Raw genomic sequence first — 15,336 nt, forward strand, 5'->3', positions numbered from 1 at the left:
GGACCGATGTCCGGACGCCGTTCAGTAGTCGTTCCGGAACAGGCGGTCACCCTCGGGGTCGAAGACGCCGCCGTGTCCGACGACCTCGACCTCGACGGGGTAGTGCTGGCCGAAGTATTCGACCTGCAGTTCCTCGCCTTCGTTCGCGTACTCCTGCGGCAGGTACGAGAGCAGGAGGTGCTTGCCGACCGACGGGCCCGTCCCGGCGGAGGTGACGTACGAGCGCCGACCCTCGTCGTCGATCAGGACGTCGCCATCCTGGTCGAGGATCGGTTCCCCACCCGTCATGAACCGCGGCTCGCCGCCGTCCGGCGCGTGGTCAGTGACCGAGAGGGTACACAGCGTGGCTGCGTTCTCCGCTTCGATGGCCTCGACGTACGCCTCCTTGCCGACGAAGTCGGCGTCCTTGACGCCGTGGAACGTCAGCCCGGCCTCGGCGGGGTTGTAATCGATCTCGAGTTCCGCACCCATCAGCCGGTAGCTCTTCTCCATCCGGCCGGTCTCGCCGTAGACGCCGGTCCCGACCGGGCGGATGTCGTACTCCTGTCCGGCCTCGTAGATGGTGTCCCAGAGCTTCTGGCCCTGGTCCATCGGGACGTACAGCTCCCAGCCGTACTCGCCGACGTAGGAGATCCGGAAGGCCTGGACTCGCACCGGGCCGATGGTGACCTCCTTCATCTCCGCGAAGTCGAAGGTGTCCGTCGACATCTCCTCCTCGGCGAGTTCGTTCAGCAGTTCCTGGGCGTTCGGTCCCCAGACGCCGAGCGTGGCCAGTTCGGAGGAGCGGCCGATGAGTTCGACGTCGCCTTCGAGGTGGTTCTGGAACCACGTCTTGTCCTGTCCGGCGTGTGCGCCGCCGGTGATGACGCGGTAGTGGTTCTCACCGATCCGGGCGACCGTGAGGTCCGACACGAAGCCGGCGTTCGGTGCCAGCACCGGCGTGTAGGCGGACTCGCCGACGTCGACGTCCATCTCCGCGACGCAGAGCTGCTGCATGTTCTCCATCGCGTCGTCGCCGACGATGTCGAAGATCCCGAAGCCGGTGTCGCCGATCATCCCGACGTTGTCGCGCATGTGGAGGTGCTCGCCGAGGATGATGTCGGACCACCAGCGGCTGTCCCACTCGTTGGGACGCTGGAGGCCTTCGATCTCGTCGCTGTACTTCTCGACGAGGTCCGCGTTCGATTCGTACCACCGCGGGCGCTCCCAGCCGCCGGCCTCGAAGAACTCCGCGTCGAGGTCTTCCTGGCGGTTGTAGAACGCGCTCGTCCGCAGGGGTCGCGTGGACTGCCACTGCTCGCGCGGGTGGACGATGCCGTAGGTCTTCTGGAAGCCTTCGGCCCCTCGGCTCTTGACGAACTCTCTGGTCTCGCCGTACTCGTCGAAGCGGGCGACGTGGTCGTGGGCGACGATGTCGATGTCGGGGTGGCCCTTCGTCATCCACTTCGAGACCTCGCGGGCGATCGCGGGCGCTTCCTTGATCCAGATGGCGGCACACGACCACAGGCCGTCGACTTCCGGGATCGGGCCCAGCAGCGGGTGGCCGTCCGGCGTGACCGAGAGGAGTCCGTCGATGGAGTGACGGATCCCGGCGTCGGGGTCGTCGAGCACGTCGGGGATGATTTCGAGCGCGTGCTCCATCGACTGCTCGAAGGCGTCCTCCGTCAGCGGCGGCTGGGTCGGCGAGAGGGGCGCCTCCTCGATGGAGGGCACGTCGTCGACGTCCCAGAGGATCGGCCGGTGCTCATACGAGCCGACCTCGATGTCGTTGCCGTGCTGTCGCTCGTACATCTGGGTGTCCATGTCGCGGACGACCGGGTAGTTGATCTCACCCTCGCCGTCCTCGAACCGCTCGATGGGGCCCACAGAGACCATCTGGTGGACCGCCGGCGACAGCGGGATGTCGACGCCGGCCATCTCTGCGATCTTTGGACTCCACAGTCCGGCGGCGATGATCACCTCGTCGGCCGCGACGGTGCCCGCGTCGGTCTCGACGGCCTGAATGTCGCCGTCCTCGACGTGGAGGTCGGTTACTTCGGTGTTGGCGGCCGTGCTGAGTGCGCCCTTGTCCTTCGCCTGCTGGCGGTAGAGTTCGCCGGCGCGGAGCGGGTCACACGTGCCCGCGCCCGGACTGTAGAAGCCGCCCTTGATGATGTCGGTGTTGAGATAGGGGACGAGTTCCTCGACTTCCTCGGGCGTGAGGAGTTCGGCCTCCTCGCCGAAGGACTTCGCGGAGACGACCCGTCGCTTCAGCTCCTCCATTCGCTCTTCGGTCCGGGCGACCTCGATCCCGCCGGAGTTGGTGAACGTATCGAAGTCGCGGTAGATGTCCCGGCTGACCGAGGTCAGCTTCGTCATGTCCTTGCTGTGGTCGACCGGGAAGATGAAGTTCGACGCGTGACCGGTCGAGCCGCCGGGGTCCGACAGCGGCCCCTTGTCGATCAGCAGAATATCGTCTCGGCCGCGTTCGGCCAGCTCGCCCGCCAGCGAACTGCCGACGATTCCGGCCCCGATGATGACTGTGCCTGCGCTCTGTGGTAGATCGTTTGTGCTCATATGTGTCGTCTCTCTCTGTTGAGCGGTTGGTCTGTTGCCGTTCGCACCGATGCGTCCGCCGAAGTCACGTTGTGGTCCACATAGGTGTGTTCTTGGCGCTCGATAAGAACCAACTATACCAATCGTCAATTAGATACCCCCGGATTATTGAACCTCGTTTTATGTGATCTCCTGTGACCGACCGCTCGCCGCTGACTTACAGCAGTAAAAAGAGCAGGAACGGGAGGACGAACAACAGGACGAACAACCCCAGGAGTCCGAGGCCGTAACTGACGAGACTCGCGGTGAGTGCAGTCCACGCTGGGTGATCGAATCGGGCGGGTACGTTCATACGATGGGTTTAGCGACACCACGACAAAATACTGGGGTCCCGACGCAGTATCCACAAAATATATGAATTCCTTCATTTTGTGTTTCGGGCGTCGTGCGATCCGCCCCAGCGGGCCGCCGGCGCGATCAGACAGTCGCGGTCCCCCCAACTCGACTGCCGAGTGGCGGTTCGACTGCCGAACAGACGGGTCGGGGCCTCCCACGCGGACGCTCGCACGCCCGAGTGCAGCAACTTTTAAGCCGGAATTAGAGAATTATCGACCGTTATGGTTGCAGAAGGAGCGACGACCAGACCGACGTTCTGGCAGATCGGGCACGTCGGCGAGATCATCTTCTACCTCCTCGCCGCGGTCGCGATCGTGATCTTCGCGTACGGACTGTACAGAAAGATCGACCGATACACCTCGGGGCAGGAAGACTGGTTCGACAGACTCGACGACTTGCCGACGCGGATCGTCGAGGCGACGCGGATCGTCCTCTCGAATCGGAAGCTGTTCGACCGCGACACCACCGGCGGCGTGATGCACGCCCTGATTATGTGGGGCTTTCTCACCCTCCTGATCGGGACGACGATCCTCGCGATCGATATGGACATCTATCAGCCGCTGACGGGGCTCACCGGCGCCGAGCAGTCGTTCTTCATCGGCGATTTCTACCTCTCGTACTCGTTCGTGATGGACGCGATGGGCCTGCTCTTCGTCGTCGGCGTCGGCGTCGCGCTGTACCGCCGGTACGCCGCCCGCGAGGAGCGGCTGTGGGGGAAACACACGAGTATCGAAGACGACCTCTTCATCTGGGCGCTGTTCCTCCTGGGCGTCGGCGGCTACGTCACTGAGGGCATCCGGATCCTCGGGACGGGCTTCCCCGACTTCGAGACGGTCAGTTTCGTCGGGTGGTTCCTCGCGGAGGCGTTCGCTGTCGCCGGGATGAACGAGTCCCTCGCAGCGACGGTCTACCCGGCCGTCTGGTGGTCGCACTCGCTGCTCGCGCTGGCGTTCGTGGCCGCCATCCCGTACGCGAAACCGTTCCATATGCTCTCGTCGTACATCAACATCGTCGCGCGCGACGAGAAGGCGGGCGCGCGCCTCCCGGGCATCCCCGCCGACCTCGACGCCGACACCGGCGCGGAATCCATCGACGACTTCTCCTGGAAGGAGATGCTCGATCAGGACGCCTGTACGAAGTGCGGCCGCTGTTCGTCGGCCTGCCCGGCGAAAGCGTCCGGTCGCCCGCTCGACCCGCGGGACGTGATCCTCGATCTCAAACAGTACCGCGAGGACCTCGACGCCGGCGAGACCGAGGAGATCGACATCGTGACCGACGGCGGCGAGAGCGTGATCGCCGCCGAGACGATGGAGTCCTGTATGTCGTGTATGGCGTGTATGGACGCCTGTCCGGTCGACATCGAGCATCTCAAGTCCTTCACCCGGCTGAACCGACAGCTCACCGACACGGGGCAGGTCGATTCCAACGTTCAGGATACCTTCGACAACATCATGGGGATGGGCAACACCTTCGGCGACCCGCCGGACGCCCGGGCCGACTGGGCCGACGAACTGGGGTTCGACGTCACCGACGCACGTGAGGAGGACGTCGAGTACCTCTGGTACGTCGGCGACTACCCGAGTTACGACGAGCGGAACAAGAAGGTCGCCCGCTCGCTGGCGAAGATTCTCGAACACGCCGACATCGAGTACGGCATCCTCTTCGAGGACGAGAAGTACGACGGCAACGACATCCGCCGTCTGGGAGAGGAGTTCCTCTACGTGGACCTCGCGGGCCACCACGTCGAGCAGTTCGAGGCCGTCGACCCCGAGAAGATCATCTGCACCGATCCGCACTCGTACAACACGTTCAAGAACGAATATCCGGACGTCAACTACGATGACTTCGCCGACGAACCGCTGATGCAGTTCGACTTCGACGGCGAGTGGAACGCCGACGGGGAGATCGACGTGCTCCACTGGACGCAGGCGATCGAGGAACTCGTCGAGGAGGACCGCTTGGACCTTCGCGGCGACGAACTCGATTACACCGTCACCTACCACGACCCCTGTCACCTCGGCCGGTACAACGACGAGTACGAGGCGCCCCGAGCACTCATCCGCGCGACCGGCGCAACGCTCTCTGAGATGCCGCGCAACCGCGCGAACTCGTTCTGTTGCGGCGGCGGTGGCGGCGGCCTCTGGATGGACATCGACGAGGAGACGAAACCCAGCGAGGAGCGGATGCGCGAGGCGCTCGAAGACACGCCTGCCGGCAGCGACGTCGAGAAGTTCGTCGTGGCCTGCCCGATGTGTATGACGATGTACGAAGACGGGATGAAGACCGGCGGCTACGAGGACGACATCGAGATCGTCGACGTCGCTGAACTGCTCGTCGAGGCGCTCGAGAGCGGCCCAGGCATCGAAGCCGGCGTCACCACGGACGCCGACGCCGACGGTCGGGCCAGCGGACAGGCAGACTGAGCACCGACCGGTCACCTGCGCTTGGCGCGTCGGGTTGCGCTCCTCGGTTGCTGTGCGGGGTCGGATCATCCCCGCTGTGTGTCCGAACACGGCCGTTCTCGCGGAAAGTTATTTACTAACGCGTCGTGACGGTAGGCCCGGAGCGATGTACGACCAGATACTAATACCGTACGACGGGAGTGACGAAGCGCGCAAAGGGGCAGAGCACGGGGTAGAACTGGCGGCGGCCATCGGGGCGAGTGTGACCGCCCTCTACGTCATCGATCTTCCCGGGGCACCGCGGGCGCTCGCGCTGCGCGACGACGAAGAGGAGATGCGAGAGCAGTACCGCGAGTACGGCGAGGACGTTCTCGACGAGATCTGCGACGTCGCTAGCGAACTTGACGTCGACTGCTCGACCGCCTTCAGGACCGGCTCGCCCGCCGAGGAGATCACCGACTACGCCGACGAGGAGGACATGGACGCGATCGTAATGGGCTCGGCCTACCGGGGCACGATCGGGACGATCCTCGGCGGCACGGCCGACAGGGTCGTTAGAACGTCCCGGGTGCCGGTGATCACCCAGCGGATGAAGATGGAAGACATCTGAAGGTGGGGACCGTGCGAGCGGACGCTCGGGCCCCTGAGTGCCCCAGCGTCAGTCCGCCACCAGGCGATTTTCTCGGTAGTAGATGACGATACTGGCGCTGAGAAACAGGACTCCGGCCAGCGCGTAATCCTGCAGCGACATCGCATAGAGCGCCGCGCCGAAGAGCGCGAGGACGACGACGATCGCCGCGTTCGCGAGCAGCCTTCCCATACTGGAAGCAGTATAGCCAGACAGCATAAACGTAGTGCTGACTGCCCAGCAGTCCGTCTACTGACAGCACTGCGGGGACCGATCGCAAACACAAGTCATAATGAACCTTTCAGGAAAACGCGCCACCGACGCCGTTGCTATCGATTTCCCGGGGCATACGTCCCCACAATCGCCAGTCGCTGCTGGCTCGGCGGGCGGCTGAATGCGCTGCTCACCCCTTCCAGTCGCTCTTCATACATCGGTTTGCGGGCTGATTGTGCCTAACCTTTAATACAATAGAACAATTCCGGGCCTATGAGGTTGTGTAGCACTCCGCCAACGGAGAGAATGACAACCACACTGGTAGTGGGCATCCATCAAAGTTGCACCGTTCGGTAACCGAGACGCACGCGGAAGGAAGCGGGTCTATGACGATCGGCCCGAGGCTCGATTCCAGGACCGCAGTATGATAACGAACCAGAAACAGCGATCCAACACAGTGGGGGTATCGTATGTCAGACAGTGATCAAACCGGCGAGATGTCCGATGGACTTCAGGTCGAACTCTTCCACCCGGAGTCCGACCGCGAGCCCGGAGACACGAACATTCAGAAGTTCGGATTCGACATCCATCCGGTCGTCTTCCCGGTCGCGCTCGCGATCGTCGCGCTCTTCATCGCGGTGACGGTCATCCTCGGTGACAGCGCCGCGAGTGCGTACACGTGGCTCTTCAACTTCATCGGGGAGAACTTCGGCTGGTTCTACCTGCTGGCGGTGAACATCTTCATCGTCGTGTTGCTGTACTTCGCGTTCGGGAAGTTCGGCAACATCAAGATCGGTGGCGTCGAAGCCGAGAAGGAGTTCAGCGACTTCTCGTGGATGGCGATGCTGTTCAGTGCCGGGATGGGTATCGGCCTGATGTTCTTCAGCGTCCTCGAGCCCGTGTTCTACTTCAACAGCGTTCCGGGCTTCTGGGGCGCTGAGGCCGGCACCGGTGCCGCCGCCTCGGCCGCGATGGCACAGACGTTCTTCCACTGGGGCTTCCACCCGTGGGCCGTCTACGGCCTCGTCGGTCTCGGACTGGCGTTCTTCTCGTTCAACCGCGGACTGCCGCTCACCTTCCGGTCGATCTTCTGGCCGCTGCTCGGTGACCGGATCTACGGGTGGCCGGGACACCTGATCGACCTCGTGACGGTGTTCGCGACGTTGTTCGGGCTGGCGACCTCGCTAGGCCTCGGCGTCGCCCAGGTGAACACGGGACTCCAGTACGTCACGACCGACATTCTGGGAATCCTGGGAAGCTTCCCGAACAACACGCTCACACAGATCGCACTCATCGGGGGCATCACCGCCATCGCGACCCTCTCGGTCGCCGCCGGCCTCGACGGCGGCGTCAAGCGCCTGAGCACGATCAACCTCTACTTGATGTTCGTGCTGCTGGGCTTCCTCCTCATCGTCGGCCCGACGGTCTTCATCCTCGGGACGTGGGTGGAGGGTCTCGGTGCGTATCTCGGGAACATCGTCAGCCTCGGCTTCTTCCGCGGGACGATGGGTGCCGGCGGCGGCACCGTCACCGCGTGGACCGTGTTCTACTGGGGCTGGTGGATCGCGTGGTCGCCCTTCGTCGGGATGTTCATCGCGCGTATCTCGAAGGGCCGGACCGTCCGCGAGTTCGTCCTCGGGGTCCTGTTCCTGCCGTCGATGTTCTCGACCATCTGGCTGTCGACGTTCGGTGGGAGCGCTCTGAACGGCGCCATCGGTGAGGGCACCAACGGTGTCGTGGGCGCGTACAACGAACTCGGCTACGCCACCTTCGAGACGCTGGGGATGTTCGTGATGCTCAATCAGTACCCGCTCGGCGCCATCTCGGCGTCGCTGGCGACGCTGCTCGTCATCACGTTCTTCGTGACGTCGTCGGACTCGGGCTCGCTGGTCATCGACCACCTGACCTCGGGCGGCAAGCACGACGTCCCGAAGACCCAGCGGATCTTCTGGGCGGTCACCGAGGGCGCGGTCGCCGCGCTCCTCCTGTACGGCGGTGGCCTCAGCGCCCTGCAGACGGCGGCCATCACGACCGGGCTCCCCTTCGCGGTGATCCTGTGTCTGATGTGTTACACCGTCTATCTCGGCCTCGATAACGAGTACCAGATCCTCGAGTCCGAGGAGTTCGCAGAGCGCATCCAGGACATGACCGAAGAGGGCGACGTCGACGTCGTCACCACTGGGGACGAAGTCGTCACAAACGTCGAAGACGACACCGTCAGCGGGGACTGAACGCCTCGCGGCACGTTCCCGCTTCGACCTGACGGTCGATAGCACTCGATGGCTGTGTCGATTCAGTCGAATACCCGACGCCGATCGGCTCCGGTTCTTTTTCTCCGCCGCGAAGGATACGACACGCTCCTCAGCGGCTGCGACGGGTAGTGATCCGCGGGGGGAGGGCGGACAGCGTCAGTAGTAATCCCACTCGTCGTCAGTGTTGCCGGGGCTGACGCCGTCGTCGTCGTTCTTGTCGTCCGGCCACTCGACGCCGTCACCGCGGAGCTGTTTGTAGGCGAGCGTGCCGAGGGCGACAATCATCAGCGCCAACACCAGCGTCCCGGCGATACCGGCGATCTGCGCGACGGATTCGAGCGGGCCACCGAGTATCTGGAGTGTAACGGGCGCCATAGCGCTACTAGTGCCGCAAGAAGAAAGAGTCTTACTCCCGTTCGGACGCCCGTCTCACTCACCCACGAGCTTCCGTCTCGACGGTCCGTTCCCCGTGGACCCACCGCCGCGTCGACGCTCCGAGTCCCGCGGCGGCGCCCAGAAACCAGAGCAACAGCGCTGGCAGCGCCGGAACGACGAGCCACGGGAGCGCGCTGAGAACGGCACCCACCACCGCTCCGTGCCACGGCCGGCGCTCGCCCTCGATTTCGGTGAGATACGTGCCGACCACGAGGAACCCGAGCCCCCCGAATCCGACCCCGACCAGCACCGTGATCAGCGACCAGCCCCGTGACAGCAGGGGACTGACCACACCGGCCCGAGCGAGTTGGTTCAGCGCGTAGCCGCCGGCGAACGCCACGAAGACGAACGGGAGGATCCCGTAGAAGACCGCCAGCGGCGAGCCCTCGATCGCGCTATCGACCGCCTGCCTGACGAACCCGCCGCGACTGACGAGCAGGAGGACGCCCGTCAGTAACACGGCAAGGAACGAGAGCCCTGCGTAGGCCCGCCCGGACAGTCCGAAGATCAGCGATGGATCGCCGATCTGCGCGGTGACGCTGAGGGTCGCGGCTGTGTGGTGAGCCATACCCTATCCTCGGGGGAATCAGGGGAAAATGTGTCGACAAGACCGCAGAGCCATCTGCCGGTTCATTTTTACCTGACAGAACCTTTGTGAGGGTATGGCAGGGCGGATACAGGCGTTGATCCGGGTGACGAAGCACATCGGCGAACAGGTCGCCAAACCGCTCCGTCGGGGGGATGGACCGAACAAATTTCGTCTGTCGGCGATGGACACGGCGACGACGACGTACGAGGGGGACGACGGGTGGGCCAAACGACCGCCGGCGATACTGGAATGCCCGCGGTGCGGCGGCGAGATCCCGCAGCACAACTCACGCGACGACATCGACTGTCCGCATTGCGTCGCCGAGTTCGGGTACCGCGAGTTTCCCGACCTCGAACTGAAGCACCTCACCTGCCCGGTGTGTCGAAGCGAGATGACCCACGGTCAGCGACACCCCGAATCGTTCGACATCGTCGAGTGGGCGACGTGTAACGCCTGTCGGTACCACTGGGAGTTCAAGCACTCCTACTCGTAGCGCTACTCCGGATCCAGTTTCCCTGTCGCGGCATCGATCGCGGCCACGTTCTCGGCCACGTCGTGAACGCGGACGACGTCTGCACCCCTGTCAGCCGCGAGTGCCGTCCCGGCGATCGTCGGCGCGAGACGGTCGTCGTCCGCGTGATCGGCCGCTTTGTACATCGACTTGCGGGAGTGGCCGATCAGCACCGGACACCCCAGACCGCGGAGTTCCGTGAGGCGGTCGATCAACGCGTGCGACTCCGTTGGCGACTTGCCGAAGCCACACCCGGGGTCGATGACGATCTGGCCGCCGTCGATCCCGGCCCGCTCAGCCCGGAGCACCTGTTCGCGGAGTTCGCCGATGACGTCGTTGACGACGTCGTCGTAGATCGGATCCTGCTCGGGATCGACCGGAACCGCGAGGCTGTGCATCAGCACGAGCGACGCGTCGTGTTCGGCCACCACGTACGGCATCGCGGGATCGCCGAGCCCCGAGACATCGTTGATGATGTCGGCACCGGCCTCGAGTGCTGCGTCGGCCACGGCAGCCTTCCGCGTGTCGACGGAGATCGGGACGTCCAACTCGGTGACTGCCTCCACGACCGGGACCACCCGGTCGATCTCTTGGTCGATCGGGACTGGCTCGGCCCCCGGTCGGGTGCTCTCGCCGCCGATGTCGAGGATGTCGGCCCCCGCATCGACGAGCCTTTCCGCCTGTTCGACGGCCGCCTCGAACGCCTCGTACTCGCCGCCGTCGTGGAAGCTGTCGGGCGTCACGTTGAGGATACCCATCACCGCGGTGCCGTCCGCGGCGACCGCCTCCAGCCCCGACTCGGCCGGCGCGTCGACGGGCGTCAGCCGATCGCGGAGCTGAGCCGCCACGCGTCGGAGCCCGTGCCCCTCCTCGTCGAGCGTCGATGCCAACTCGCGAAACTGTGCCGTCGTGCCGGCAAGCACCGTTGCGACCAGCTTCTCGGGGCTTCCCGCGCGCGAGCGGTGACACTCGCCACCGATCGCGGCGAGGCGCTCGGCGACCACCGACGCCTGCGTCGGGCGAAGGAGGGTCCGGAAGAGCCGTCGATCGGCGTGCTCGCGTGACGTCGCCGACGCGTCCCGGACCGTGCCCGCGACCTCGGCGTCGGCCTGGAAGTCGGCGTCAACGAAGGCCGCGTCGGCGTGGGTCGCTGGCGTCTGCGAGACCGGAACGACCGTCCGCGCCCAGCGATCGCGCGCCTCCGCGACGGTGTACAGCGAGCCGGTGACGAGGACGAGGTCTCCCGGGTCGGCGGCGTCGATCGCTTCCTCGGTCGCCTCCGGTACCGACGGGACGACCTCGACCGAATCCGCGTATCCGTCGAGCGTCTCGGCGAGTGCTGCGGCGTCCTCCGCGCGATCGATCTCGGGTTGCGCGGCGTAGGCGGCGTCGACGTCGGGGAGGGAGTCCGCCATCGCGTCGTAGTCCTTGTCGGCCATCGCCCCGAACACCAGGTGGAGATCGTCGTAGTCGTAGCGACCCAAGAGCCCCGACAGCGTCGCGGCCGCGCCGGGATTGTGCGACCCGTCGAGGACGGTCATCGGCTCGGTCGACATGATCTCGAAGCGACCGGGCCACGTCACCGAGCGCAACCCCTCGGCGATCGTCTCGGCGTCGACGTCGGTCAGTTGGCGCGCGAGGGTCGCTGCGACGCCGGCGTTCGTGGCCTGGTGAGCGCCCAGAAGCGGGAGCTTCGACTCGACCGACCACCCCGGCCCCTCGATGGTCACCGTGCTCTCGACGTTCGAGTGCATCCCTGTCTCGGTGGCCACGACGTCCGGATCCGATTCGCTCGGACCCACGGAGACCGCGTCCGAGACTTCACGAATCGCAGCGAGCGCGTCGCCGTCTGCTCCGGTCACGATGGGACGGTCCGCGGGGGCGACCTGCGCCTTGTCGGTCGCGATCTCCTCGACGGTCTCACCCAGCAACTCGGTGTGTTCGAGACTGACGCTCGTGACGGCGCTGGCGACGGGGTCGACTGCGCTGGTCGCGTCGTAGCGTCCGCCGATTCCGACTTCGAGGACCGCCACGTCGACGTCCATCTCACTGAAGTGCCGGAGCGCGACCGCGGTCAGTACCTCGAAGTGGGTCGGTTCGTCGTCGTCCTCGCGGAGGCGATCGATACAGGGACCGATCTCGTCGGTGTACGCTGCGACCTTCGACTTCGGGATCTGGCGTCCGTCGACGCGAACCTGCTCGCGGAAGTCGTTCAGCCCCGGCGAGGTGAATAATCCGACGCTCACCCCGGCGCGTCGGAGGACGCTCTCGAGCATCCGGGCGGTGCTCCCCTTGCCGTTCGACCCGGCGATCTGCACGCAGTCCACGTCGTGGTGCGGATCGCCGAAATGTGCGAGCATCCGAGCCGTGGTGTCGATGCCCAGCTTCGGCCGACGCTGCTGAAACGAGGTGAGGTAGTCGGCGGCCTCGCGATACTTCATACCACGTATCGGCACCGGTTGCCTGATTAAGGTATCGCAGCGAGGACGCGCGCCCGCCCGTGTCGTGTCATATACCGTATTATTCGAGAGGGACTATATATCCGATCATACCGGACAGAAACGCCACTCAACGTATCGGTCAGCGAACAACTGCCACAGACGAGAGCGTCGGTGAAATCGGTGATTTGAGGCACAAATCGGTGTCGTTCGTGGATATTGGTGATTCTGACCGCCCGCGTCTGCACCGATTAGATCCGATACTACCGGACGAAACCCAAATCCGCTATCGGCTCACCGAAACACGACATATCGGCTATCGGTTAGGTTTTTTCGGTACGCTTACGTGGCCTGCCCGGGTCATCCACACCTATGGCGTCAGACGAAGACAGCGGCTTCCCGACAGACTACGAAATCGCACAGGACGCAGAGAAAGAACCGATCACGGACGTCCTCGAATCCTGGGACGTCGCGGCAGACGATCTCGAACTCTACGGCGACTATAAGGCGAAACTCTCCCACGACGCGGTCAATCGGTTCCGCGACCAGTCCGACGAGAAGGAAGGCAACCTCGTCCTCGTGACGGGGATGACGCCGACGCCGATGGGCGAGGGCAAGACCGTGACGACGGTCGGCCTCGGCCAGACGCTCAACCACGTCGGTGAGGACGCGATGATCGCGATCCGTGAACCGTCGCTCGGGCCGGTCTTCGGTGTAAAGGGCGGCGCGGCCGGTGGCGGCTACTCCCAGGTCCTTCCGATGGAGGACATCAATCTCCACTTCACGGGCGACCTCCACGCGCTCACCTCCGCGCACAACCTCATCGCGGCGATGCTCGACGCGAAGATCTCCCAGAGCGACGAGTTCGACATCGACGTCAACGAGGTCTCGTGGCCGCGGGCGATGGATATGAACGAGCGAGCCCTCCGCGACATCGTGGTCGGCCTCGGTGGCTCGTCGGGCGGCACGCCGCGCGAGAGCCGGTTCCTCCTCACGGCGGCCTCCGAGCTGATGGCCGTCCTCTGTCTCGCCGAGGACCTCGCCGATCTGAAAGAGCGCATCGGGCGCATCATCCTCGCCTACACCGAAGACGGCGACCCGGTCACCGTCGACGACATCGACGCGACCGGCCCGGCCGCGATGCTCCTGAAGGACGCGATCCGACCGAACCTCGTCCAGACGATCGAGGGCACGCCCGCGTTCGTCCACGGCGGTCCCTTCGCGAACATCGCCCACGGGACGAACTCCCTGATCGCGGACAAGGCGGCGTTCGGGATGGGCGATTACCTCGTCACCGAGGCCGGCTTCGGCTCTGATCTCGGTGCGGAGAAGTTCATGAACATCGTCTGCCGTCTCGGCGATATGACGCCGAACGCCGTCGTCCTCGTCTCGACGGTGCGCGCGCTGAAGTACCACGGGATGGGTATGTGGCCCGCCGACCTCGACGAGGTCAAAGAGGCCGGCGTCGAGGAACTGAAAGCCGGCTTCGCGAACCTCGACAAGCACGTTCGCAACCTCCAGAAGTTCGGCGTCCCGGTCGTCGTCGCGCTCAACCGCTTCCCCGACGATACCGACGAGGAGATCGAGGCCGTCGTCGAGCACTGCCGCGAGGATCTCGGCGTCGAGATCGCCGAGTCGAACGTCTTCGCCGAGGGCAGCGAAGGCGGCGTCGACCTCGCGAACCACGTCACCGACGCGGTCGAGGAGAACGACCCCGAGGACTTCGAGCACCTCTACCCCGACGACGCGCCGATCAAAGAGAAGATCGAGACGGTCGCTACCGAGATCTACGGTGCCGACGGCGTCAACTTCACCGGCGACGCCGAAGACGACATCGAGCGCCTCGAGGACCTCGGCTTCGACGACGTGCCGGTCTGTCTCTCGAAGACGTTCCACTCGCTCAGCGACGACCCCTCGAAGAAGGGCGCGCCCGAGGGCTGGGAACTGGAAGTCCGCGAACTCTACCCCTCGGCGGGCGCAGGCTTCATCGTCGCGCTGACGGGTGACGTGCTCGACATGCCCGGTCTGCCGGCCGAACCCGCGGCCGCCGGGATGGACATCGACGCCGACGGCAACATCAGCGGCCTGTTCTAAGCCGAGCCTCGGCTCGGTCTGCGGTTCTCTCTACGCGTCTCTTTCGACGGTGACCCACAGCGCACGGTACAGCTCCCACAGCGAGCACTCACAGCGCTCGGCGAGCGCCCGGTACGCCGAAAGATACGTCTCGTAGTCGTCGACGCTCGGGGGGTCCGGGTAGTCGCCGTCGAGTTCGCCGAGGTCCCGCAGGACGCCCCACTGGCGACTGTCGATCACGACGTACCGGTCGGGGTCGATGAACTGACAGAAGGCCGATCCGATCGCGACGTCGACGCCCGCGAGTTCGGTCAGCGACGAGAGCATCCCGTCGGCGTCTTCGGCCTCGACAGCCGCGCCGATGGCGTCGTGGACCGCTTCGTACTCGTTCTCGTCGTATGCGGCCTCCAGTTCACGCCGATCGGCGTTCGGCATCCCGCTGAGGAACCGCCGGCCGTACCACTGGACGACCCACTCGGCGTCGCGCCAGCCGTAGTCGCCGCTCGCGAACGTCTCGGGCAGGAGGTCGACGTGTTCGTCTTCGACCGTCGAGAACGGCTGGTACTCGGGGTACTCCGCGACGAGTTCCTCGATCGTATCGGCGGTGAGTTCCATACCGATCGTTCGGCGGCCAGGGTCTTAGGGTGTTGGCTCGGCGTCCGAGACGGCCGGTGTCGTCGCCCACCCTCGACATCGAGTCGAGCGTCTTTCTTCGCCTGTGAGTGCGGGTGTAACGCCCTCGCCGGCTGGGAATCCCGCAGAAAAGCCGCGAATCGAGCTCTCGAAAATGGCGTATTTCACCGCTCTCAGCCGTCAGCGCACACAATCCCAGTATCTGAACATCTGCGGGTCGTTTATTATCAA

12 protein-coding genes are annotated in these 15,336 nt (G+C 64.8%); 5 read left to right on the forward strand and 7 right to left on the reverse strand.

The window, feature by feature from the left end; all coding sequences use genetic code 11:
- Nucleotides 1-21 precede the first annotated feature (21 nt).
- Both BLU74_RS07700 and BLU74_RS19465 read right to left on the reverse strand, forming a co-directional pair.
- Nucleotides 22-2,556, reverse strand: a complete 2,535-nt coding sequence (locus BLU74_RS07700; RefSeq protein WP_089766693.1) for a GcvT family protein — start codon at nt 2,554-2,556, stop codon at nt 22-24.
- Between the two features lie 196 nt (nt 2,557-2,752).
- Nucleotides 2,753-2,887 carry a hypothetical protein gene (locus BLU74_RS19465; RefSeq protein ID WP_281241834.1) on the reverse strand — a complete coding sequence of 45 codons (135 nt, stop codon included), beginning with the start codon at nt 2,885-2,887 and terminating at the stop codon, nt 2,753-2,755.
- A 265-nt stretch (nt 2,888-3,152) separates the two neighbouring features.
- On the opposite strand from BLU74_RS19465, the gene BLU74_RS07705 reads away from it, so the two are divergent.
- The gene (locus BLU74_RS07705; RefSeq protein WP_089766694.1) at nt 3,153-5,354 is read left to right on the forward strand and encodes a (Fe-S)-binding protein; all 2,202 of its coding nucleotides are present in this window, start codon (nt 3,153-3,155) and stop codon (nt 5,352-5,354) included.
- A 145-nt stretch (nt 5,355-5,499) separates the two neighbouring features.
- Nucleotides 5,500-5,943: a universal stress protein gene (locus tag BLU74_RS07710; RefSeq protein WP_089766695.1), complete on the forward strand. Its 444-nt coding sequence runs from the start codon at nt 5,500-5,502 to the stop codon at nt 5,941-5,943.
- Between the two features lie 48 nt (nt 5,944-5,991).
- Here BLU74_RS07710 and BLU74_RS18895 read toward each other — a convergent pair whose 3' ends face one another.
- Nucleotides 5,992-6,153: a hypothetical protein gene (locus tag BLU74_RS18895; RefSeq protein ID WP_175454590.1), complete on the reverse strand. Its 162-nt coding sequence runs from the start codon at nt 6,151-6,153 to the stop codon at nt 5,992-5,994.
- A 491-nt stretch (nt 6,154-6,644) separates the two neighbouring features.
- Here BLU74_RS18895 and BLU74_RS07715 point away from each other — a divergent pair, with 491 nt between their 5' ends.
- Nucleotides 6,645-8,405 carry a BCCT family transporter gene (locus BLU74_RS07715; RefSeq protein ID WP_089766696.1) on the forward strand — a complete coding sequence of 587 codons (1,761 nt, stop codon included), beginning with the start codon at nt 6,645-6,647 and terminating at the stop codon, nt 8,403-8,405.
- 177 nt (nt 8,406-8,582) lie between these two features.
- On the opposite strand, the gene BLU74_RS07720 is transcribed toward BLU74_RS07715, so the two are convergent.
- Nucleotides 8,583-8,801 (reverse strand): hypothetical protein, encoded by a 219-nt coding sequence (locus tag BLU74_RS07720; RefSeq protein ID WP_089766697.1) that lies wholly within the window; start codon nt 8,799-8,801, stop codon nt 8,583-8,585.
- A gap of 58 nt (nt 8,802-8,859) precedes the next feature.
- Nucleotides 8,860-9,429: a hypothetical protein gene (locus BLU74_RS07725; RefSeq protein WP_089766698.1), complete on the reverse strand. Its 570-nt coding sequence runs from the start codon at nt 9,427-9,429 to the stop codon at nt 8,860-8,862.
- 94 nt (nt 9,430-9,523) lie between these two features.
- On the opposite strand from BLU74_RS07725, the gene BLU74_RS07730 reads away from it, so the two are divergent.
- Complete coding sequence (locus tag BLU74_RS07730) at nt 9,524-9,943, forward strand: hypothetical protein (RefSeq protein WP_245705760.1); 420 nt, start codon at nt 9,524-9,526, stop codon at nt 9,941-9,943.
- 2 nt (nt 9,944-9,945) lie between these two features.
- On the opposite strand, the gene folP is transcribed toward BLU74_RS07730, so the two are convergent.
- Entirely contained in the window at nt 9,946-12,402 is a 2,457-nt protein-coding gene (gene folP / locus BLU74_RS07735; protein WP_089766699.1) for a dihydropteroate synthase, read from the reverse strand.
- A 369-nt stretch (nt 12,403-12,771) separates the two neighbouring features.
- Between folP and BLU74_RS07740 the strand changes: the two genes are divergently transcribed.
- Nucleotides 12,772-14,493, forward strand: a complete 1,722-nt coding sequence (locus BLU74_RS07740) for a formate--tetrahydrofolate ligase (protein ID WP_089766700.1) — start codon at nt 12,772-12,774, stop codon at nt 14,491-14,493.
- A gap of 30 nt (nt 14,494-14,523) precedes the next feature.
- Here the strand turns inward: BLU74_RS07740 and BLU74_RS07745 are convergent, their stop codons facing one another.
- On the reverse strand, nt 14,524-15,087 hold the full coding sequence (locus tag BLU74_RS07745) for a hypothetical protein (protein WP_089766701.1): 564 nt from the start codon (nt 15,085-15,087) through the stop codon (nt 14,524-14,526).
- Nucleotides 15,088-15,336: the final 249 nt, after the last annotated feature.

This window comes from Halobellus clavatus (genome assembly GCF_900107195.1).
GTDB classification, from domain to species: domain Archaea; phylum Halobacteriota; class Halobacteria; order Halobacteriales; family Haloferacaceae; genus Haloquadratum; species Haloquadratum clavatum.